The following is a 22,143-nucleotide window of genomic DNA, read 5'->3' on the forward strand; positions in this document are numbered from 1 at the left end:
ATCTTACATTTTAAGAAAAATATATGCTTACTTACTTTTTATGTCCTCACACAAGACGCTGTTCCGAACCGTCTCTCCGGCTTGGTTGCACCCGACTCGTTCGCCCCGTTCCATCTCGCAGAAGTGATTCTGAAATCGGAAATTCAGTTGACAATTTGGCACGTGGAGTGACTCGGACGACGCTTAAGTCCCCGCGGGGAGAACGACCACTCGATGGCATGGGAGTTCGAGCGGGTCGCGGGTCCGTTTCGGGCCACCGAGGGCCCGATTTGGACCGGCGACGCGGTTCGATTCACGGAGATAAAGGAGCATCAGGTCCTCGAATACGACCCGGGGACGGGAGAGACGAGCGTCTACATCGACTCGACCGCCGGCGCGGTCGGCCTCCACGAGGGACGCGACGGCGAACTGTACGCCTGCGAGGCCGAGGGCCACCGCATCGCCGCGTTGACACCGGGTGAATCCGCGTCGGTCGTCGTCGACGAGTTCGAGGGGACGCCGCTCAACGGGCCGAACGACCTCGAAATCGACCGCGACGGGGATATCTGGTTCACCGACCCCGACGACAAAGACCGGGGGCTGCTCGGTCACACCTCCGTCTTCCGCGCCGAGCGGGTGGATGCGGACGCGAGCGACGGCTGGCGACTCGTCCGCCTCACAGACGAGATGGACCGACCGAACGGCATCCTCCTCTCGCCGGACGAGTCGCGACTGTACGTCGCAGAATGCACCTACGGCCCGGACCAAGAGACCGACCTGCGGGCCTATCCGATTCGCGACGACGGGTCGCTCGGCCCCCGCGAGATACTGCACGACTTCGGTGACCATCGCGGTATCGACGGCATGACGCTCACGGAGTCGGGCGACATCGTCGCCTGCGCCGGCTGGGAGAAAGGCGGCCCGGGACCGTCGATATACGTGTTCTCCCCGGAGGGCGAGGTGCTCGAACGTCACCCGTTCCCCGAGAACCGCCCGACGAACTGCACGCTCGGCGGGCCGGACGGCTCGACGCTCTACGTCGCGGACATGACGGGCAGCCTCTACGCGGCCGAGACCGACCGCTCGGCGTACGTTCGCTTCTGACCGAAACGGGACCGCGAGGACAGAGACGCTGGAGTGGCTGTTGTCGGAATCGACCCCGACCGCGGCGACTCCGACGCGGGCGTCTCAGCGGAGCGGTTCGAACGCGTCGAGCCCCGCTTGGGACGCTTCCATGTCTTCGGACACCGCGCCGCCGCTCGCGCCGACCGCGCCGACGACGACGCCGTCGTGTTCGACCGGGAACCCGCCGCCGAAGACGACGACGCGACCGTTATCGGTGGTGTGGAGGCCGTACACGTCGCCGCCGGGTTCGGCTCCTTCCTTCAGTTCGTGGGTGGGCTTCTTCACCGCGGCCGCGGTGTAGGCCTTGTTCTGTGCGATGTTGCTCGCGACGAGCTTCGCGCCGTCCATCCGGCGGAAGCCGAGGAGGTTCCCCTCGCTGTTCGTCACCGCGAGGTTCAGCGGAACGCCGAGTTCCTCGGCTTTCTCCTCCATCGCGTCGAGAATCGTCTTGGCTTCGGCTAGCGTCAGCTCTTGTACCATCGACTCGACCGTCGGCGGCTCGGAGCAAAAATCCACCGCTCACGGGGAGAACCGCCGCCGGAACGGCCACAGACGGCGATGCGGCTATTCGAACCGAATCGAACGCTGCGGACTCGACTGCGCGTGTTCGCGTTCGCGTTCCCCTGTCGTCGTCGCGTCGGCTTGAACGTACGGGTTACCGCGGGAGGGCGTTCCCCGACCGCTCGAACGACGCCACGTCGCCGGCGTCGGCGGCGTCGATGAGGTCGTTGTTGACGAACAGGCGCTCGTCGGCCGTGTCCGACAGCGAGAGGAACGTTCCCGTTCCCTCGGTCGCCCGCGAGTTCCGAACCGTGATGTCCGTCGTGTCGGAGAGCGAAATCGCCGCCGCGTCGTCGTCGCGGTGGGCCTGTCGGCCGACGAAGCCGTCGACCAGCAGGCCGTCCACGTCCTCGCAGGCCAGTCCGCTCCGGTAGTAGTCGGGCAGGTCGCCGTCGTCGTCCCACTCGACGGTCACGTCGCGCATCGTCACGTCGCGGGCGTTCTCGACGTGGACGCCGGCGATGTCGTTGGCGAAGATGGGCGTGACGACCGAACTCGGCTGGAGGTCGAAGTTGCCGCCCACCTCGTCGGCGTGCTCGCTTCCGGCGAGGTCGATGCGGACGTTGTCGAACTCGATGGTCTCGATATCGGCGTCCGCGGAGCCGTAGACGAGCGCGCCGTTCTCGCTGCGCGCGACGATGTTCGAGAAGCGCACGTTCCGAATCCCGCCGAGGTCGGTGTCGCCGTCCCGCGGGACCGACGTGACGTAGATGGGCTCGCCTTTGCCCCACCACGGGCCGGGGAGCATGTTGGAGTTGACGACGATGTCGGTGAAAAGCACGTTCTCGACGACGCCCGAGTCGCGGTGCTGGATACCGAGGCCGCGGTTCGATTCCTGCACGACGATGTTCTGGAACAGGCAGTCGCGAATCGTGTCGTCGGTGCCCGAGCCGAACTTGATGGCGCAGGCGCTCGACCGGAGCGTGCAGTTCGTCACGACGATGCCCTCGCAGGTCACCGGCTCGTCGGGGCGCGCGCCGAAGGTGATGCTGTCGTCGCACGACTGGATGGTGCAGTCGGAGATGTGGACGTTCTTCGTGTCGCCGAGCGCGATGCCGTCGCAGTTCGGGATGAGCAGGTGGTTGAGGATGTCGACGCCGCGGATATCGACCTCCTCGGTCCCGTGGAACGACAGCGTCCACGCGGGCATGTCGCGGATGGTCACGTCGCGGACGCGGACGTTCGTACAGTTGTTGAACCGGAACATCGGCCCGGGCCGGAAGTCGGGCTTGGCGACGGGCCAGCCGTCCGTCCCCTCAGTCCGCGAGAGGTAGGCGTCGCCCTGTCTCGCCTCGTGGGGGCCGTTCGAGATGAGCGGGTGCGACGCGCTCTCGTTGGAGTGGCCCTGAATGGGCGTGTCCATCCGCATGAACTCGGTCCCGAGGCCGTCGAACTCGCCCTCGCCGGCGATGGTGACGTTCTCCACGTCCTCGGCGAGGAAGAAGATGCGCTCGTTGTCGGGGCCGATGAACTTGTCCGTGTATTCGGACTCGTCTTTCGCGGGGCTGACGACCGCGCCGGCTTCCAGATAGAGCGTCACGTTGCTTCGGAGGTGGACGGTTCCGACGGTGTACGTCCCGCTGGGGACGGTGACGGTCCCGCCGCCGGACTCCGAGCAGTCGTCGATGGCCGTCTGAAACGCCTCGGTCTGGAGGTCGTCCGTCTCGTCGGCGTAGGCTGTCACGTCGAAGGCACTCGCTGCGGGTGGCATGTACCCGTACCGTCGCGGTGACCTATCTTTATACTACTGGTGGTCGGAGTTCGGCCGTGAGTGATGCTCGCCCAAACGTCCTGTTCGTGATGACTGACCAGCAGCGGTCGGACACGATTCAGGCGCTCGGAAACAGTCGAATCCACACCCCGAACATCGACCGACTCGTCGACCGCGGCGTCTCCTTCACCAACGCCTACTCGCCGGACCCGATCTGCATCCCGGCGCGACACACGATTCGAACCGGCTGTGAGGCCATCACGACGGGCTACCTCGGGAACGAAAAGCGCGACGCGCGACACCTCGAAGACCGGTGCGGCCCCTTCCTCGCACGGAGCATGCGCGAGCGGGGCTACCGGACCTTCCTCGTCGGGAAGTACCACGCCCACCCGCGCGACATCGACCTCGGCTACGACCACCACCTGAGTTTCGAGACGTTCCGCGAGGAGACCGGCCACGAGGTCAAGACGACCGCCCGACAGGGCGCGATGGTCCACCTCCCCCAACAGAACCGACTCCCGCCGGACGACAACTACGAGGCGTGGATGACCGACCGCGCGGTGGACCTCGTCGGCCGCGACACCGACGAGCCGTTTTTCGGCCTCGTCTCGTACGAACCGCCGCACCCGCCGTTCGCGCCGTCGCCGCCCTTCGACCGGATGTACGACCCCGAGCGGCTCGGAAACCCGGTGAAAGGTGACCTCGAAACCGACCACATGGACGAGAAGATTCCCGCCCAGAACCACCACTTCTGGACGACCCGCGAGGGCGGCATCGACGACACCACCGTCCGGGTCATCAAGGCGTACTACTACGGGATGATTTCGGAGGTCGACCGCCGAATCGGTCGCCTGCTCGACGCGGTCGAGGCCCGCGACGACGCCGACAACACCCTCATCTGCTTCTTCTCGGACCACGGCGAACTCCTCGGTGACCACCGCGGCTGGGAGAAGTCGTCGTTCTTCGAGTCGTCGTGTCGCGTCCCGTTTCTCGTGAGTTGGCCCGCGGAGCTTCCGGCCGGCGAGCGCCGCGACGACCTCGTGTCGCTCACCGACCTGTTCGGCATCGCGACGACCGCCGCGGGCGACCAGGAACTCCGCGATGGCGTCGACGTGCTCGGGACGATTCGGGGCGACGCGGAGTCCCGCGAGCGACTGTTCGGCTACCACCGGACGCCGCGGCTCCCGCCGAACTTCACCGGAATGGTCCGCGAGGGCCGCTGGAAGTACGTGTTCATGCGCAACGGCGGCCGCGAACAGCTGTTCGACCTCGCGGCCGACCCGAACGAACTCGACGAGTGCGCCGCCGACAACCCCGAGGTCGTCGCCGAACTTCGCGACGCGCTGGCGGCGAAGCTGGCCGACGCGAGCGCGGACGAGTTCGTCGAGAACGGGACGCTCCGGCGCGCGCCGTACCAGGAAATCGACATGGGTCGGCTCGTCCGCGAGCCGTACCCCGAGGAGCCGGCGGACGTGCTGGACTGACGCGTCGTCGTCGCCGGATTCTCTCTCGTCTTTTGCTCCTCCACGGCCCCTCGAAATCGCCGCTCCCGCCGTACTTTTATGACCGTTCCGCGTAACCGACTACCACGAATGGAGATCAGCGACATCCGTACCATCCGGTTCAGCTGTGCGTCCCACATCGACCCCGACGAGAAGGGTCACGGCCACCCCGGCGAGCCGAGGGAGTCGACGCGGACCATCACCCACGTCGTCGTCGACGGCGGCCCCGACGGCTACTGCCGCGGCGGCCACGAGGCGGCCAACGAGTTCGCCAAGAAGCACCTCGTCGGCGAGAACCCGCTGTACCGCGAGAAGCTCTGGCAACTGCTCTGTCGGGCCGAGCGACTGAACAAGGGAACGCTCACTGACAAGCGCGTCGCGCCCATCGACTGCGCGCTCTGGGACATCGCCGGCAAGGACGCCGGCCTCCCGGTCTACCAACTCATCGGCGCGGCCCGTGACTCGGTCCCGGCGTACGGCAGTACGATGGTCGGTGACGACGACCCCGACGGACTCGGCTCGCCCGAGGCGTACGCAGACTTCGCCGAGGAACTCGTCGCGGAGGGGTATCAGGCCGTCAAACTCCACACGTGGATGCCGCCGTTCGGTGACGACCCCGAACAGGACATCGCCGCCTGCCGGGCGGTCCGCGAGCGCGTCGGCGACGACATCGACCTCATGCTCGACGCCCACCACTTTTACAGCCGGAGCGAGGCCAAGAAAATCGGGAAGGCGCTCGAAGACCTCGACTTCCGCTGGATAGAAGAGCCGATGGACGAACACTCGATGTCCTCCTACGAGTGGCTCTCGAACGAACTCGATATCGCCGTCGTCGGCCCCGAGACCGCCGAGGGTCGGATGCACACCCGCGCCGAGTGGATTAAGCGGGACATCGCAGATATCATCCGCGTCGGCGTCTACGACGTTGGCGGCCTCACGCCGGCGCTGAAGGCGGTCGGCCTCTGCGAGTCGTTCAACATCGAGTGCGAGATTCACGGCCGCGACGCGCCGAACCTCCAACTACTCGGGACGATGGCGTTCCCCGGCCGGTACTACGAGCGCGGCCTCCTGCACCCGAACCACGACTACGAGACGTACTTCCCCGGTCTCGAACACCCGCCGGACGAAATCGACGACAACGGCGTGGTCGAACTGCCGCAGACGCCCGGCCTCGGCTACGCGTTCGACTGGGACTACATCGACGCCAACCGCGTCGCGTAACTGCCTCGGCGGGCGGGACGGAACGACCCCGGGTGCGACGAGAGAGAACGACGACGCGACGGCGGTCGCTCGCGAAACGCTATCCCCGTTTTTCCGAGTGGTGATTCAGTTCGCCGTTCCGGTCGGTGGCCGAGTCTCGGAGGTCAATTGTACGCGCCCCAGAGTCGGAGCAACAGGTAGCCGCCGACGGCGACGCCGACGAGCGAGATGCCCCAGACGCCGAACATTCCTGCAATCGTCCCGTCGAGGACGAAACGCGCGAGGAGAATCATGCAGACGCCGGCGAGCGCGGTCATAATGAAGTTCCGGTTCGACGCCGCGGCCTTCCGGAGCGAAGGCACGCGCGATGCGTTGACTGACATACGTACCCACACGGTCGCTCTCCGCACACAAATAGATACTGCTCGCTCGGAGGTCGTTCGACCGGCTCGGACGGCTCTGCGGGGCGAAAACGTGGTGCTGGAAAGCGGCTGACGGTCAGCGGTCGGTGGTCGGCGGTCGATAGTTGGCCGCGCACGGCGTCCGCGAGCCCGGTTCAGTCGTCGACGATGCTCGGACTGTCCCAGTACTCGTGGTCTTCGTCGGCGCGGAAACACCGCGCGGCGTGGCCGGTCTCGTCTTCGAACGCGCCCGGGTCGTTCGTCTCACAGACCTCGCGCGCCTTCGGACAGCGCGGGTGGAAGTGACAGCCACTGGGCCGGTTCGTCGGGTCGGGGATGTCGATTTTCCGAATCGGAAGGTCGTCGTCCTCGTCTCCTTCGTAGAGGTTCGGGGTCGCCCACTTCAGCGCCTGCGTGTAGGGGTGCTGAGGGTCACCGATGACCTGCTCTATCGGCCCGACTTCGACGATGCGGCCGAGGTACATGACGGCGATGCGGCCGCCGGACTTCTCGGCGATGTACCGGGCGTTCGAGAGGTCGTGGCTGATGAAGACGTAGGAGGTGTTGAACAGGTCTTGCAGTTCGAGCATCAGGTCCATCATCTCCACCCGGAGGCTCACGTCGAGGGCGCTGATGGCCTCGTCGGCGAGGATGACGTCCGGGTTCAAAAGCAGCGACCGAACCAACACGACGCGCTGTTTCTCGCCGCCCGAGAGCTGGTGGGGGAACCGCTCGACGAAGTCCTCGGCGGGCGTGAGCCCGACGCGTTCGAGGAGCGCGTAGATGCGCTTTCGGCGCTCCTCCTCGCCGAGGTTCGGGTTCCACTTTTTCAGGGGGAGCATCAGCGAGGTGAGGATGCGCTGGTTCGGATTCAGCGCGCTGCCGGGGTCCTGGTGGATAATCTGGAGCGACCGCCGAATCTCCGAGAACGGGATGTCCGGGTCGCGGCTGTTTTTCGCCTCCCAGATATCCTGTCCGCGGTAGGTAATCGAGCCGTGGGTCGGCTCCTGCGCGCCGATGATGGCCTTTCCGAGCGTCGACTTACCGCAGCCGGACTCGCCGATGAGCGTGACCACGTCGTTTTCCCCGATGTCGAGCGAGATGCCGTCGACGGCGCGGACCGTCTGTCGCTCGCCGAACAGGCCGAGGAAGCCGCTGCTGTCCGTGAAGTGGACCGATACGTCGTCCACCGAGAGGATGGAGTTATCGACGCTCATTCGGCCTCACCGCCCTCTTCGGCCGCTTCCATCGCGGGAATCGGAATCTCGTCGGACACGTCGTCGTGGTAGAAACACGCGGTTCGGTGGCCGCCGCCGCGGTCCGCCATCGGTGGCTCCGCCTCCGCGCAAGACTCGTCGGCCATCGGGCACCGCGGCCGGTACGAACAGCCGGGGATGTTGGTCACCGGGTCGGGCTTCGACCCCGAGATGGACTGCATCTCCTCGATGGGGGCGTTCAGGTCCGGCGTCGCGTTGAGGAGCGACCGCGTGTAGGGGTGCGCGGCGTCGTACAGTATCTCCTCGGTCGAGCCGATTTCGACGATGTCGAACGCGTACATCACGACGAGCCGGTCCGCGAGCTTGGTGAGAAGCGGCAGGTCGTGGGTGATGAAGATAATCGTCAGGTCGTACTCCGCTTTGAGCTCCTTGAGCAGCGAGACGATAGAGCGCTGCATCAGGAGGTCGAGCGCGGCGGTCGGCTCGTCCATCACGAGCACCTCCGGTTCGAGGATGAGCGCGAGCGCGACGAGCGCGCGCTGTTTCATCCCGCCCGAGAGCTCGTAGGGGTACGAGTCGAGGACGCGGTCGGGGTCTAAGTAGAGGTCGCCCAGAATCTTGCGGGCGCGGTCGAGCCCCGCCTCCACGTCGCGGTTGTGGTCTTCGAGGGTCTCCCTGAAGTGGCCGCGGACCTTCTTGACGGGGTTGAACGAGCTCATCGCGCCTTGGAACACCATGGCGACTTCGCCCCAGCGGAACTTCCGCAGCTCTTCCTCGTCGAGGTCGAGCACGGAAATCGGCTCGCCGCCGTCGGGCGGGTAGTAGGTAACTTCGCCGGAGGTCTCGCCCGGGCTGACGACCGCGTTCATCAACGCGGACGACGTCATCGACTTGCCGCTGCCGCTTTCGCCGACCATCCCGAGCGTCTCGTTGCGGTAGATGTCGAAGTCGACGTTGCGGACGACTCTCGATTCGCCTCGGTTGGTCCCGAAAGTGACCTCCAGGTCGCGGACTTCGAACACGACGTCTTGGTCGGGGTCCGAGTCGTTCTGATTCGACGTTCGCATTGCTTGGTTGGTAGTCATCGTCTGGTTATAGGTGTTGGCACGGGGTCAGTCCCCGCCGGTCGCCTGCGATTGGTTGTTCTTCGAGGTGCCTTTCTTCGAGGTGTTCGCGTGGCGCGCCCGGAGGCGGACGTTGAACAGGCTGTCGAGCCCCTGCGACAGGAGGACGAGCCCGAACGACAGCAGGAAGATGCAGACCATGGGCGCGACCATCCACGGGAGCATGTCCGGGCGGGTGAGCGCGTTGCCCTCGTACGCGAGGTTCATCATGACGCCCCAGTTGAACGTGGTGAACGGCAGGATGCCGAGGAAGTACAACCCCACGGACTCGAAGATGATGCGCCGCGAGGTGAGCGCCCCGTTTATCATCACGTACGGCATGAGCTGCGAGAGGATGTCCCGACGGAGAATCGACGACAGCGGGATGCCCATGATTTCGGACGCCTCGACGTAGGACTCCTCGCGGATGCTCAGCACCTGCGAGCGGACGGTCCGCGCCAGCCCCGGCCAGTTGTCGATGCCGAGGAAGACCCCGACGATGTAGGGGTTCTCGGGCTGGAAGATGGCCGTGATGACGATGATGAGCGGCAGACCCGGAATCGTGATGACCACGTCGGTGACGGTCATCAGGAACGAGTCGATGCGCGTGCCGTGTTCGAAGCCGGCGACGACGCCCACGAGAGCGGCGAAGCCGACGCTCACGACCGCGCCCGCGAATATCATCTTGAACATGCCCGGCGTCGCGTGGATGAGCTGGGCGTGAATCGGCTGGCCGAACACGTCGGTGCCGAGCGGGTACGCCAGCGATTCGAACGGCGCGGCGAGGACGGGCGCGTCACCGCTCGTCGGTCGCTCGACGAGCCAGACGCCGACGGTGCCCATGAGGAGGAAAAAGGCGAGAATCGCGCCGCCGACGAGCGCGCGCCAGTCGTCGGCCGCGATGCGCGCGGGTGCGACAACGTTCATTTCGAGGAATCGCTTTGCGCGGTCGGCACCCGATTCGGGGTCCGGGTCGATGTCCTCCTCGTAGAGGTCTTTCAGGTCGAACGTGTCGGAATGTGCTTCACTCATGGTTACTCCTCACCCACCGAGATGCGCGGGTCGATGAGCGTGTACGTGAGGTCCGCGATGAAGATAGCGGTCAGCGAAATCGCCGTGAACACGAGGAGCGTGCCCATCAACAGCGGGTAGTCCTGCGTCTTGACCGCCTCGAACATCAGGAGGCCCATGCCCGGGTACGCGAACACCTCCTCGACGATGACGGCGCTGCTGAAGACGCCGGCGATGCCGATCATGAACTGCGTGTACATCGGGAGGATGGAGTTGTGCCCGAGGTACTGCGTGGCGATGCGGGTCTCGCGGAGCCCGCGGAGCTGCGCCACGCGGATGTAGTCCTCGCCGAGGACGCGAACCGCGTTCCCGCGCATGGCGAGCGCGCCGGAGGTCGCGAGCGCGCCCATCGAAATCGCCGGGAGCGCCGCGTGTTGCACGAGACTGAGCATGAACTCCGGATTGTACCCCGCGGCGATGCCCGAGCCGATTCGGCCGCCGGTCGGGAAGTAGTTGTTCTGGATGGCGAGGAAGTAGATGAGCACGACGCCGACGATGTAGTACGGAATCGAGTTGAGTCCGATGATGAGCGATGACACCGTGGAGTCGAACCGCGACTTCTCCCGGTAAGCCGTCATCACGCCGAGGAAGATGCTCAGCGAGTAGCCCAGCGCGAGCGCGTAGACGCTGATGAACATCGACCACGGGATGCGCTGCATGATGAGCGTCGTGACCTCCTCGTTTTTGAAGAACGAGGTGCCGAGGTCCTGCCGGAGAATCACGTCAGACGCGTAGTTGAAATACTGTACGTGCATCGGCTGGTCCGGGTTCACGTTCGTGTAGAGCTGTATCATCCTGTTCAGTCGGTCGATATCGACGCTCCCGCCGCTCTGCGAGAGGATCACGCTCCGCATCGCTTCCGTCGGGCCACCGGGCATGGCCTGGTACAGCAGAAACGAGACCGTCATCGTGACGAAAAACGTCAGTATCGCTTGCCCGAGACGCTTCAACAAATACTTTGGTGTCATTATTAATAGTTTGGCTTCTAGCGTGAGAGAGCTTAATTGTGGTGGTTAAGCCCGTCGAGGCTGCCGTCTCACCTCACTGCGAGTTGGAGCTAATCCACCCGTTTTTGAAGGAGAACTCGCCCGGTCGGTTCGTGTTGAGTTCGTAGTCGTCGCCCGTCGGCATGGAGAAGTCCTGCGTGTCGCCCCAGTAGCCGGAGTCCTCCTCGACGAAGACGAAGTCGGGAAGCGCGTAGTTGAACCACTGGACGAGGTCGCGGGTCCGCTCTCTGACCTGCTCTGCGGACTCGGAGTTCGGCAGGTCGTTCATCAGCTGTGCGGGCTGAATCTCTTTGCCGCTGCCGGAGATTTCGGTCGCGCCGACCTCGCTCGGGATGGTCGTCGTAAAGGGCTTGCCCGTCGGGCCGGTCTCGTTCCCACTGGAGGGGTCACCGACCTCGATGCCGTAGAAGTTGTTCGAGAAGTACGCCGTCGGGTGCCACAGCGCCTTCGCGACGTGCCATATCCAGAAGATGTCCGCCTCGTACGTTTGGAGGCGCTGGTAGTAGTCGGTCGAGCTGACCGTGCTGATTTCGGTCTGGATGCCGAACGCGTTGAGCTGGTCGTTGAAGACCTTCGTCGCCTGCACCTGGGTGTTGTTGTTCTGCGTCAGGACCGTGAAGGTGAACGACTCGCCGTCCGGGTCGACCCACGTCCCGTCTTCCTTGGTGTAGCCGGCGTCTTCGAGCAGTTGCGTCGCCGCGTCGAGGTCCTTGCCGACCGGGTAGTCGATGAGCTGGTCGACGAAGTCCTCGCCGAGGTACTCCTCGTGAATCGTCGAGCGCAGCGCCGTCTGGTTCTCGGCGGGTGCGCCGACGGTCCCGGCCTGCCGCATCGCGGCGACCATCGACTCGAAGTCCACCGCGTTGACGATGGCGCGCCGGACCGGGAGTCGCGCGATGTGCTCGTTTTTGAAGTTGAACGTGAACTTCTGCGTGCGGAACCAGTTGAGTCGGTAGACGTTCTCGATGTTGTCCGGGTACCGGGACTGCTGGGACTCCGACATGAGCACGTCGGGGTTCATGTCGAGCTGGTCGTTCACCGACAGCGACTCCACGTCGGCGGTCGTCTCGGGGATGATGCGAACGTTCGGGACGTCCGTCCGGCTCGCGTACGGGTGGTCTTCGAACTTCTCGAGGACGGTCTCCGAGGAGTTGAAGCCGGTGACGCGGTACAGCGCGTTGCCGAGCCCCTCGTCGATGAGCTGTTGGGTCGTGATGCTCATGTCGAGGAGGTCGCTCGTCACGCTCTCGCGCTCGCTCTCATTCGATGCTTCCTCGTAGCGGGTGAGGTATTCGCGGTAAATCGATCGCGGGGTGTTGACGAACGTCTCGGCGACGTTCGCCTTCATCAGGTTGGGCGAGACGGCCGTCTTGAACGTCCGCTCGATGGTGTAGTCGTCGACCAGCGTGTTGCTCTCGATGGGCGACTGCTCGGGCGATTGCAGGCGGTCGATTTCGAGACCGATGTAGTAGTCTTCGGCCGTCAGGTCGTCGCCGTTCCACCACTTGAACCCCTCGGGGAACGTCAGCGTGAGCGTCCGCCCGTCGACGGTCATGTCTTCGAGCAGGTCGGGTCGGACCGTCCCGTCGGCGTAGCCGCGCGCGACTTCCTCGAACAGTTGGTCCTGAAGGGTGTGCGCGTAGTTGCCGAGGCTGTACCGGTTGAACTGCACGTCCGTCGCGGGTCGGCCCGCGGGGTAATCGAGGGTGTCGTCGGCGATGCTCGCGCCGCCCTCGGTGGTCGTGCCGCCGTCCGTGCCGTCCCCGGTACTGCCGTCTTCGGTCGTCTGCCCGGAACTATCGAAGCAGCCGGCCAGTCCAGCCGTGCCAGCCACCGCCCCGTACTTGATAAGGTCTCGTCTACTCCAGTTGGTTGAACGCTTTCCAGCCATGCGGTATCATCTATCATGATACTCCCCGTTAATATAGATACTGGATTTGCCCATCCCAACCATGATAGAGAAAATAACAGTTCCCCGCCCGTTCGCGCTGGTTTTCGCCCCGTCTCACGCGCTCCTCGCCGTCCACAGCAACAGTCCGAGCATCACGACCGCTAATCCGCCGAACGTCGTCAGTTGGAGATAGACGAGCGCGTGGGTCGTCGTCCCCGGTTCGATAGACGGCAGCGAGAGGAGAAGCAGGGCGATAGAGGCCAGCGAGATGACGAGGACGAGCTTCATTCGGGTCTCGTAATCGCGGAGCACGTCGGCGAGACTCGTTTCGGGCATGTCTGCGTAGAGTACCGCGGTGTATTTCAGTATACTGCCCCGGCCAGCCTTACCCTCGCCGTCCCTTTCCCCGGTAGACTTAGATAAGGCGAGACGGAATGAGGGTGCATGGACAGAGGATTAGTACTCATCGAGAACACCGACTCGCACGCGGACCTCCTCCGGGAGGCCAGAGAACACGCGCTCGGCGCGGACGCCGACCTCGTCCTCCTCGTCACGCTCACCGAAGACGAGTTCGAGGAGACCCAGGAGGTCCTCGACACCATTGGCGACGTCGAGCACACGTCGTACACCGAACAGGACGCGTTCAAGGGCGCGATGAACGACGCCGAGGAGGTCGCCCGGAAGGTCTTCGCGACCGACGACCAGGTGTCCTACGAAATCGTCCCGCGAATCGCCGCCGAGAAAGAGCGCGCCGAGACGGTCATCGAAGTCGCTGACGAGGAGGGCGCAGACCACGTGTTCATCCTCGGCCGGAAGCGGTCGCCGACCGGAAAGGCGCTGTTCGGCGACCTCGCGCAGTTCGTGATTCTCAACTTTGACGGCTACGTGACGCTTCACACCGAGTGAGCGTCGTCGCGGCGGACTGACCCGACTCTCGTTTTTTCTGCCCCCGCGACCGCGTAGCCGTCTGTACTCAGTCGTTCGAGACTACTCCGGCGGGCTGTCCCACTCCTCGCCGTCGTCCTGCGGGTGGTAGCCGATTTGCGAGCGGGCGTGTTCGAGGTCGTACCACCGGCGCTGGTTGTCGCTCACGCCGCTGAAGATACCGAATTCGACGTTGTCGTCTTGCAGACAGCAGTCGATTTCGTGGGCGAAGTCGCGGCGGGACTGCCACATCGCCTTCATGCGCCCGACGGTTTCCTCGTACTCGGCGCTCCCGCGTTCGAACTCGCCGTTCTCGACGGCGGCCTCGGCGTCGCCGTAGGGGTGGTCGTACTCCGGCATCCGGACGCTGCACACCCGGAGGGCGTAGAACTGCTTGGGGTATTCGTAGTTCTCGACGTAGTACCGACCCATGTCCTCGCCGTACGCCTTCGACGCGCCGTAAAACGAGTCGGGGCGGACGGGGTCCTCGTGGCCGATGACGAGTCCGTGGCCCGGCTCGTATATCTCGGGGGAGAACTCGTCCTCGTAGCCGCCCATGACGTGGTTGGTCGAGAGGAAGACGAACGACTCGATTTCGTTCTCGCGGGCGACTTCGAGCGCGTTGTACATCCCGATGATGTTGGGCTCGAAGATGTCCTCCCACGTCCCGTCGGTGTAGGGGTACGCCGCCATGTGGACCATCGCGTCCTGCCCCGCCGCGGCGCCGTCGAGCGCGTCGTAGTCGGACACGTCGCCGACGACGGTGTCGTAGCCGCCGTAGGGGTGGTCGTCGGGGCGGTCGGAGCGGTTGAAGTACGTGAAGTCGTAGGCGTCGTCGTCGTGCAGGTGGTCTATGACTGCGGTGCCGCACCGGCCATAGACGCCGGTCATCAAGACGTCCATACGAATCCACTCTGACCAAATCGTAATAAATTGATGGGTGACCGCGACGTCCGACTTCAATTCGGGTACCGCTTCGGCCCGCCCGTTCGGGTCACGAAGCCTGACTGCCGCGCACCAGATGGACGACTCGCGGGCGCTCTCACGCGCGTGAACGCCGGATTCAGGCGTTGACGATGGGTTTATCACGGTTGACTCAGATTGACTGTACCATGCCACTCGCAGACGACCGTGTACGCAGTCGTCTCCGTGGCGTCGCCGTCGGCTTGCTCACGCCGTTCGACGACGACCTGGAGATTCAACACGACAAACTCGAAGCGAACGCGAAGTCGCTTTCCGGCGACGGTATCTCGTCGTTCCTCGCGGCCGCGAACATCAGCGAATACCACTCCCTGTCCCAACAGGAGCGCGTCGACGTGACGGAGACGGCGGTCGACGCGCTCCCCGACAGCGCCTGCGTCCTCGCCGGCGTCGGCGGGTCGACGAAGGCCGCGACGGACCTGATGGAAGCCTACGACCGCGTCGGCGTGGACGCCATGATGGTCATGCCGCCGGACCACACCTACGTCCACGAGCGGGGACTCATCCGCTACTACGAGAAACTCGACGCCGCGACCGACACGCCGCTCGTTCCCTACGTCCGCGGCTTCGACCCCTCGGTCTCCTTCCTCCGCGACCTCTCGCGCATCGAGGGCGTCGTCGGCGTCAAGTACGCCATCGAGGACCCGGTCAAACTCGGTTCCGCCGTCGCCGTCGCGGACGACGACGTGGTCTGGGTGGACGGCCTCGCGGAACCCTACGCCGTCTCGTTTTGGAACGAGGGCATCGAGGGGTTCTCGGCGGGCGTCAGCAATTTCCGCCCGGAAATCGGCCTCGCGCTGTTCGAGGCGCTCACCGAGGAGAACTGGGAACGCGCCCGCGAGATTCGCGACCTGACGCTCCCGTTCCAAGCTCTCCGCGGCGAGACGGGAACCGACAACGACCTTCCCGGCGCGATAAGCGTCCCGATAGTGAAGAAGGGCCTCGAACTGGCCGGCCTGCACGGCGGGGAAGTCCGCGAGCCGATTCGGTCGCTGTCGGCCGACGACGAGCGCCGCGCCGAGGAACTGTACGAGGAACTCGACGACGGCATCGCCCGCGTCATCGACTGACTCACCGACATCGACCCGGGCGCGCACCGACGACTCCGACCGCACCGATATCGACTGACCACGCTCACCGCACCTGCCTGACGCTACCCGACGGCAGCCGTCGGAAGCACCCCACCCCATTTTTCGCCGTCTCGACGTTCCCTCGCTCCCTGTTGAGCCGTTTTCACGTCTCACCGGCCGCTCGTCCCCACCGGACTCCCGGCCCGCACCAATCATAACACACCTTCAGCTCCGGCAGTTGAGCGGCCACATTCCCAGACTGACCGCACGAGGGCAGCGTCATACTCCATCTTGTTCGCCGGTGGGGAACGAACATCGGGCGAATCGTGCCCAATTATTCACTCTGGATGGACTTTGCGTTCCCCGGTGGCGAATATTCGGATTTAGGCCTCTCTGTGGGCTCTAGATTGGGTTTGGGAGGGTTGGCGTTTTGGTCGGCTGTGCGTCACTCACGACGAACGCGCGAATTCGACGCTATATTCGCCCACATATTACAATCATATGGCTGTAATTTTCCCGCCTCGGGAACCGATGATGCCACTTCGGCGTCTGTCTCCGTCCAGCACCGGCGCGCCCGTCGCCGCGCGTCGGTCGCCGGAGGTAGGGATAAGTAGGTGTGGCGTGTGCGTGACTCACACGGTATGCAGCACGACGATATCCAGCACGACGACGTTCAGTTCCACAACGTCAGGGCGCTCCAGCGGGTCAGACCGCACGAGGGACTTCGACTGCTCCGCGTTCCGGAGGCCGTCAGGAGCGGCCTGAACACCGGCGCGCAGACGCGGATGTCTCACCCGGCGGGAACCGAGATTCGACTCGTCCCCGATGAGACGGTTCGAATCACGCTCTCCTCCGAGGAGCGAGACAGCCTCGTTCGGCCGTTCTGGGGGGACTTTCAGGCGACGGGCGAGGAGTTCACGCTCGGGCCGGAGCCGAAGACGGTCGAACTGTCTCCCCCGGAGTCGCTGTCCGACCTCGACCCGGCGGCGACCGGCGAGATGCGTTACGCACCCGAGGTGTGCCGACTCGTCTTCCCCGGCGACCACCGCGGCGGCCACATCTACTACCACGGCGTCGAGGGCGCGCGGCGGCCGCCGACCGCCGACGAGGTTCCGAGCCTCCGATACCTCGCGTACGGCACGTCGATTACCGAGGGCGAGGACCCGTCGGCGGAGATGCTCACGTACGTTAACCAGACGGCCCGGAGACTCGGTGCGGACCCGATAAACCTCGGCTCCTGCGGGACAGCCTACTGCGACCCCGCGATGGCCGAGCACATCGCCGCCCGCGACGACTGGGACGTGGCGACGCTCTCGCTGTCGGTGAATATGGTCGGCCGATTCTCGCCCGACGAGTTCCGCGAGCGCGCCGCGGACATGGTCGAAACCGTCGCCGCGGCGAACCCGACCAAACCCGTCGCCTGCATCACGCTGTTCCCGCACGTGCGCGAGTACAAGCGTGACCACGAGGAAGCGACGCTCTCCGAGACGTTCCGCCAGCACCTTCGTGACGTGGTCGACGAGTGCGGCTACGACAACGTCCACCTCGTGGAGGGCCCCGACCTCCTGCCGACCGCCAGCGGAATGACGACCGACCTCGTCCATCCCGGCGACGACGCGATGATTCGCATCGGCGAGCGCCTCGCGCGCGAGCTCGAATCTCTCATGGACGATTAACTGGAATACGCGGTTCTCAGGCGCTCTCGTGGTCGAACTACCCGAACGAAATCTCCGCGAGCGTAACACGGAAGAACCCCCCTGTTCGATGGACGTGTATGACCGTCGCCGCAAATCTGGGCTACATGCTCGGGGTGCTCTGCCTCGGGGCGCTAGCGAAGCGTCTCGGCCTCCTCGACAGCGGCCGCCGCGACAAACTCACGTTCTTCGCGTTCGCCTTCGCGCTCCCCGCGCTCGTGTTCACCTCGACGTACGACCAGCCGATTCGCGAAGTCATCGAGCCGACGCTCGTGTTGGGCTTTTGGCTCGTCCTCTTTACGATGCTCGCCGTCGGCTGGGTCGTCCACCGGCGGGTGTCGCCCGACTCGGTTCGCAGTGTCGCCATCGTCCAGTCGTACTACTCGAACCTCGGCTTCCTCGGGCTCCCGCTCGTCGATTCGACGTTCGGTTCGCTGGCGTCTGCGAAGGCGGCCGTCATCCTCGGCATCGGCGCGCTCACCCACGTCCCGCTCACTATCACGGTCCTCGTGCTCGTCAACGGCGCTGACGTGTCGTTCAAAGAGGAGTTCGTCGGCGTGCTCAAGACGCCGGTCATTCCGGCGCTCGTGTTGGGGCTCGCCTTCTCCGGGCTCGGCCTCGGCGTCCCCGGCGTCCTTCTGACGGGGCTCGACGCGCTCTCCTCGCTCGCGCTCCCCGTGGCGCTGCTCTCCATCGGCGCGTCGCTCACGATTTCCACCGAGTCGTTCGACTTTCGCACCGTCGGGGCCGTCGTCGGCAGCAAAGTCGTCCTGATGCCGCTTCTCGCCTTCGCCGTCTTCTCGACGTTCGCGTCGAGTTGGTCGACGGTCCAAGCCGGCGTGACGATGCTCGCGACGCCGACCGCCGTCTCGTCGTTCATCTACGCGAACGAACTCGGCGGCGACGCCGACCTCGCGTCGATGAACGTGTTCGCGACCACCGCCGTCTCGGTCGCGACGCTCTTTGTCGTCCTCCAGTTCCTGCTCTGAGTCGGCGGCGACTCGTCGATACTAGTCCGAACCTCGCGAATTCGCTTCGCTCACACCTTGCGACGGCCACGAGCTCGCGGCGGCCATCCGCGCTCGCCATGAGAAGCTTACTTAGTGATGGCTGTGCATGGCTAGGTCGAATGTCGAGAACCTACGGTAACTTCATCGACGGCGAATGGACCGACTCCCAGTCGGGAGAGACGTTCGAAGTGACGAACCCCGCGGCGGCCGGCGAAGTCGTCAGCGTCCACCCGGCGTCCTCCAAAGAAGACGTCGAGGCGGCGCTCGACGCGGCCGTCGCCGCGCAGGACGAGTGGGCGTCGACGCCCGGTCCGTCCCGTGGCGCGATTCTCCGCGAGGCCGGCAACAACCTCGACGCGCGGAAAGAAGAGGCGACCGAGGTGCTCGTCCGCGAGGAGGGCAAGACGCGCTCCGAGGCGGGCGGCGAGGTACAGCGCGCCATCGACATCTTCCACTACTACGGCGCGAAAGCGCGGGATTTCGGCGGCACCGTCAAGTCCGCGAGCGCCCCCGGGAAGGACCTCTACACGAAGCACGAACCCCTCGGGACGGTCGCGCTCATCACGCCGTGGAACTACCCCATCGCCATCCCGGTCTGGAAGCTCGCCCCGGCGCTCGCCGCCGGCAACACCGCGGTCCTCAAGCCGGCGTCCGAAGCGCCGGGCGTCGTCGCCATCGTCCTCGAATGTCTCGACGACGCGGGCCTCCCGGCCGGCGTGGCGAACACCATCACCGGCTCCGGGAGCGAGGTCGGCGGCCCGCTCATCGAGAGCGAGCGCATCGACGGCGTCTCCTTTACCGGCAGCACCGCCGTGGGGACGATGGTCGCCGAGACGGCCGCGGTCGACCTCAAGCGCGTCCAGTGTGAGATGGGCGGCAAGAACCCGACCGTCGTCATGCCCAGCGCGGACATCGAAGACGCCGCCGAGACCGTCGGCGTCGGCGCGTTCGGCACGACCGGCCAGTCGTGTACGGCCACCTCGCGCGCCATCGTCCACGAGGACGTGTACGACGAGTTCGTCGCGGCCGTCTCCGACTACGCAGACTCGCTCGTCGTCGGCGACGGCCTCGACGACCCCGACATGGGTCCGCACGTCTCCGAGGACGAACTGTCTACGACGCTCGAATACGTCGACATCGGGTCCTCGGAGGGCGCGACGGTCGAAGCCGGCGGCAGCAGGCTCTCCGGCGACGACTACGACGACGGCTACTTCGTCGAGCCGACGGTGTTCTCCGGCGTCGAAAACGACGCTCGCATCGCCCAAGAAGAGATTTTCGGCCCCGTGCTGGCGGTCGTCAAGGCCGACTCGTTCGAGGACGCGCTCGCCCTCGCCAACGACGTCGACTACGGCCTGTCGGCCAGCATCGTCACGCAGGACCTCAGCGAGGGCAAGCGCTTCGTCAACGAGGTCGAAGCGGGCGTCGCGAAAATCAACGAGAAGACGACCGGCCTCGAACTCCACGTCCCCTTCGGCGGCTACAAGGACTCGTCGACGAACACCTACCGCGAGCAGGGCGACGCCGGCCTCGACTTCTTCTCGTCGGTGAAGACTATCTACGAGAACTACTGAGCCGCCGGCCCCGCGCCCTCAGGAGAACTTCGTGTTCAGTTCGATGACGTTCGCGGCGCTCCGGACGTAGTCCGCGAGTTCGCCGTGCAGGCGGTCCTCGGTGAACCGACTCGACGGGCCGGTGATGCTAATCGCGCCGAGAATCGTCTCGTCGTTCTTGACGGGCGCAGAGACGCAGCGCAGACCGTTGATGTTCTCCTCGTCGTCGATGCCGTACCCTTGCTCGCGGATGGTTTCGAGCTCCTCGAACAGCTCCTCCGGACTGGTGATGGTGTTCGCCGTCTTGGGCTCGTACTCCATCGCGGCCGCGATTTCCTCGATGCGCTCGGGCGGCAGGTACGCCAGAATCGTCTTGCCCAGCGACGTGGAGTACATCGGCTGTTGGGTCCCCACCCGCGACAGCGTCTCGACGGCGTGTTCCCCCTGCGCCTTGTGGAGGTACGAGACCTTGCCGTACTCCTCGACGCCGAACTGGACGATTTCGCCCGTCTCCTCGGCCAGCGAGTCGACCTCTTTTTGAACGATGTCGAAGTTGCCTATCTGGTCGCGGACGTGCGAAGCCACGTCGAGAAACCGCAGGCCCAGCCGGTAGCCGTCGCCCTCGCGCACGATGACGCGGCGCTCTTCGAGCGTCCGGAGGTGGCTGTGGACGGTGCTCTTCGAGTGGCCGAGCTCGTCGGCAATTCGCGTCACGCCGATGCCCGCCTCCTCCTGGAGGAGGTCGATGATATTGAACGCTATCTGGACCGAGCGGATTGTTCGACCGGGGCGTTTGTTCGGTGGGGAGCTCATGGTGTGGTAGTCGAACCAGAGCCGTATATATTTGTTCCCGCCTGGGGAACGTGTCTGTCGCGGCGAACGAGTACCCCCGGCTCCGGACTGGCTGACCGACTGGCCCGCGCGGCCGCCGTCCGGTGGTGGCGCGACGCCATGGGATACATTTTTCATCCTCGCACGTCTTCGTGTGGGTACTGTACTCATGCCAACAGACGAGCTTACACCAGTCCAGCGCGCCGCCTCGTACCTCAGGTCGCTGGACATCGACGGTCAGTCGTGGATTACCGGCGTCGCCATCAACGGCCTGCTCGCCGAGGGGGGAGCCGAGTCGGTCGAGCGCGCGAAGCACCTCGTCGACACCGCGGTGGCGACACAGAACGACGCCGGGCAGTTGAGCTACGGCCCGAGCTACCCGATAGAGGTGTTCAGCCACGGCCGCGAGTACGAGGCGAGCTGGGAGCTGACCGTCAAGAAGTGCATGAACACGAACAACAGCACCGCCATCGGTCACGGCGTCCTCGACTTCTACGACCGCACGGGCGAGGACCGCTACCTCGACGCGGCCGAGCGCGCCTACGAGTCGCTTCTGTCCTTCGAGCGGACCGAAGACGGCGGTATCCCCCACCACGACCCCGACCTCGCGGGCATCAAGTCGCTGTGGATAGACTCCGTCTACATGATGTGTCCCTTCCTCGCCCGCTACGGCGCGGCCGCGGGCGACGCCGACGCCTTCGACGAGGCGGTCGAGCAGATTCTGATTCACGCCGCGCACCTCCGCGACGGCCACACGGGGCTGTTCCGCCACATCTGGGTCGAACAGCCGAACCACTACCCGCAGGGCGCGTTCTGGGCGCGCGGCAACGGGTGGGCCGCCGCCGCCTCGGCGGACGTGCTCGAACGGCTCCCCGAGGACCACCCGAAGCGCGACGACCTCCTCGACCTGTTCCGGTCGCACTGCGAGGCGCTCCTTCCGCTCCAAGACGGTAGCGGTTTCTGGCACAACCTCGTCGACGACCCGCACACGCCGCTCGAATCGTCGGGGACGCTCATGTTCGCCTACGCGTTCGCCCGCGGCATCGACCTCGGCATCCTCGATGCGGAGACCTACCGCCGACCCGCCGGAGACGGGCTCGCAGCCGTCTCTCGCGTCGTCGGCGAGGAGGGCGCGGTCAACCGCGTCGCCGGCCCGCCGGGCGGCCCCGAGGCCCCGCTGACGGACACGCCGTACGGACAGGGCTGGTTCCTGATGGCCGCGGCCGCGCTCGACTGAGACCTTCGCCCCCAGCGTTCGTTTCGACTCTTTCGGCCCGGCACCACAGTTATGCGCTCCGGCGCACATTGACGAACG

At 65.3% G+C, this 22,143-nt stretch carries 20 protein-coding genes; 9 read left to right on the forward strand and 11 right to left on the reverse strand.

The features are described 5' to 3' along the window. Positions 1-213 precede the first annotated feature (213 nt). Positions 214-1,083 carry an SMP-30/gluconolactonase/LRE family protein gene (locus DVK03_RS15250; RefSeq protein ID WP_115803565.1) on the forward strand — a complete coding sequence of 290 codons (870 nt, stop codon included), beginning with the start codon at positions 214-216 and terminating at the stop codon, positions 1,081-1,083. An 84-nt stretch (positions 1,084-1,167) separates the two neighbouring features. Here the strand turns inward: DVK03_RS15250 and DVK03_RS15255 are convergent, their stop codons facing one another. Together DVK03_RS15255 and DVK03_RS15260 are read right to left on the reverse strand one after the other, a co-directional pair. After that, positions 1,168-1,584, reverse strand: a complete 417-nt coding sequence (locus tag DVK03_RS15255) for a heme-binding protein (RefSeq protein ID WP_004041071.1) — start codon at positions 1,582-1,584, stop codon at positions 1,168-1,170. Between the two features lie 175 nt (positions 1,585-1,759). After that, positions 1,760-3,376 (reverse strand): glycosyl hydrolase family 28 protein, encoded by a 1,617-nt coding sequence (locus tag DVK03_RS15260; protein WP_304466018.1) that lies wholly within the window; start codon positions 3,374-3,376, stop codon positions 1,760-1,762. A gap of 56 nt (positions 3,377-3,432) precedes the next feature. Between DVK03_RS15260 and DVK03_RS15265 the strand changes: the two genes are divergently transcribed. Further along, positions 3,433-4,860, forward strand: coding sequence for a sulfatase (locus DVK03_RS15265; protein ID WP_115803564.1), 1,428 nt, complete (start codon positions 3,433-3,435; stop codon positions 4,858-4,860). A 108-nt stretch (positions 4,861-4,968) separates the two neighbouring features. Next, positions 4,969-6,099 (forward strand): enolase C-terminal domain-like protein, encoded by a 1,131-nt coding sequence (locus DVK03_RS15270; RefSeq protein WP_115803563.1) that lies wholly within the window; start codon positions 4,969-4,971, stop codon positions 6,097-6,099. A gap of 143 nt (positions 6,100-6,242) precedes the next feature. Here DVK03_RS15270 and DVK03_RS15275 read toward each other — a convergent pair whose 3' ends face one another. The 7 genes from DVK03_RS15275 to DVK03_RS15305 form a co-directional block, all read right to left on the reverse strand. After that, a complete protein-coding gene (locus DVK03_RS15275; RefSeq protein WP_004041067.1) occupies positions 6,243-6,461 on the reverse strand; it encodes a hypothetical protein in 219 nt (72 codons plus the stop codon). A gap of 173 nt (positions 6,462-6,634) precedes the next feature. Then, a complete protein-coding gene (locus tag DVK03_RS15280) occupies positions 6,635-7,696 on the reverse strand; it encodes an ABC transporter ATP-binding protein (protein ID WP_006599995.1) in 1,062 nt (353 codons plus the stop codon). Continuing rightward, positions 7,693-8,763: an ABC transporter ATP-binding protein gene (locus DVK03_RS15285; RefSeq protein ID WP_004041065.1), complete on the reverse strand. Its 1,071-nt coding sequence runs from the start codon at positions 8,761-8,763 to the stop codon at positions 7,693-7,695. The genes DVK03_RS15280 and DVK03_RS15285 overlap by 4 nt, the downstream gene beginning before the upstream one ends. Positions 8,764-8,808: 45 nt before the next feature. Continuing rightward, positions 8,809-9,831 (reverse strand): ABC transporter permease, encoded by a 1,023-nt coding sequence (locus tag DVK03_RS15290; RefSeq protein WP_008610421.1) that lies wholly within the window; start codon positions 9,829-9,831, stop codon positions 8,809-8,811. Between the two features lie 2 nt (positions 9,832-9,833). After that, a complete protein-coding gene (locus DVK03_RS15295; RefSeq protein ID WP_013034964.1) occupies positions 9,834-10,838 on the reverse strand; it encodes an ABC transporter permease in 1,005 nt (334 codons plus the stop codon). A gap of 73 nt (positions 10,839-10,911) precedes the next feature. Further along, positions 10,912-12,711 carry an ABC transporter substrate-binding protein gene (locus DVK03_RS15300; protein ID WP_115803562.1) on the reverse strand — a complete coding sequence of 600 codons (1,800 nt, stop codon included), beginning with the start codon at positions 12,709-12,711 and terminating at the stop codon, positions 10,912-10,914. Positions 12,712-12,882: 171 nt separating this feature from the next. Further along, positions 12,883-13,104 (reverse strand): hypothetical protein, encoded by a 222-nt coding sequence (locus tag DVK03_RS15305; RefSeq protein ID WP_004061687.1) that lies wholly within the window; start codon positions 13,102-13,104, stop codon positions 12,883-12,885. Positions 13,105-13,212: 108 nt separating this feature from the next. On the opposite strand from DVK03_RS15305, the gene DVK03_RS15310 reads away from it, so the two are divergent. Then, entirely contained in the window at positions 13,213-13,674 is a 462-nt protein-coding gene (locus DVK03_RS15310) for a universal stress protein (RefSeq protein ID WP_115803561.1), read from the forward strand. Positions 13,675-13,755: 81 nt separating this feature from the next. Here the strand turns inward: DVK03_RS15310 and DVK03_RS15315 are convergent, their stop codons facing one another. Beyond that, on the reverse strand, positions 13,756-14,595 hold the full coding sequence (locus DVK03_RS15315; protein WP_004061681.1) for an NAD(P)-dependent oxidoreductase: 840 nt from the start codon (positions 14,593-14,595) through the stop codon (positions 13,756-13,758). A gap of 209 nt (positions 14,596-14,804) precedes the next feature. Here DVK03_RS15315 and DVK03_RS15320 point away from each other — a divergent pair, with 209 nt between their 5' ends. The 4 genes from DVK03_RS15320 to DVK03_RS15335 all read left to right on the forward strand — a co-directional run bounded on the left by DVK03_RS15320 (position 14,805) and on the right by DVK03_RS15335 (position 20,018). Then, positions 14,805-15,743, forward strand: coding sequence for a dihydrodipicolinate synthase family protein (locus DVK03_RS15320; RefSeq protein ID WP_004041058.1), 939 nt, complete (start codon positions 14,805-14,807; stop codon positions 15,741-15,743). Between the two features lie 641 nt (positions 15,744-16,384). Further along, positions 16,385-17,419 carry an SGNH/GDSL hydrolase family protein gene (locus DVK03_RS15325; RefSeq protein WP_115803560.1) on the forward strand — a complete coding sequence of 345 codons (1,035 nt, stop codon included), beginning with the start codon at positions 16,385-16,387 and terminating at the stop codon, positions 17,417-17,419. Between the two features lie 98 nt (positions 17,420-17,517). Beyond that, positions 17,518-18,426 carry an AEC family transporter gene (locus tag DVK03_RS15330; protein ID WP_115803559.1) on the forward strand — a complete coding sequence of 303 codons (909 nt, stop codon included), beginning with the start codon at positions 17,518-17,520 and terminating at the stop codon, positions 18,424-18,426. 140 nt (positions 18,427-18,566) lie between these two features. After that, positions 18,567-20,018, forward strand: coding sequence for an aldehyde dehydrogenase family protein (locus DVK03_RS15335; RefSeq protein WP_115803558.1), 1,452 nt, complete (start codon positions 18,567-18,569; stop codon positions 20,016-20,018). 18 nt (positions 20,019-20,036) lie between these two features. On the opposite strand, the gene DVK03_RS15340 is transcribed toward DVK03_RS15335, so the two are convergent. After that, entirely contained in the window at positions 20,037-20,810 is a 774-nt protein-coding gene (locus tag DVK03_RS15340) for an IclR family transcriptional regulator (protein ID WP_115803557.1), read from the reverse strand. A 187-nt stretch (positions 20,811-20,997) separates the two neighbouring features. Here DVK03_RS15340 and DVK03_RS15345 point away from each other — a divergent pair, with 187 nt between their 5' ends. Further along, complete coding sequence (locus tag DVK03_RS15345; protein ID WP_115803556.1) at positions 20,998-22,065, forward strand: glycoside hydrolase family 105 protein; 1,068 nt, start codon at positions 20,998-21,000, stop codon at positions 22,063-22,065. The last annotated feature ends 78 nt before the right edge of the window (positions 22,066-22,143 follow it).

Origin of the sequence: Haloferax sp. Atlit-109R (assembly GCF_003665865.1) — an archaeon.
Lineage (GTDB): Archaea > Halobacteriota > Halobacteria > Halobacteriales > Haloferacaceae > Haloferax > Haloferax volcanii.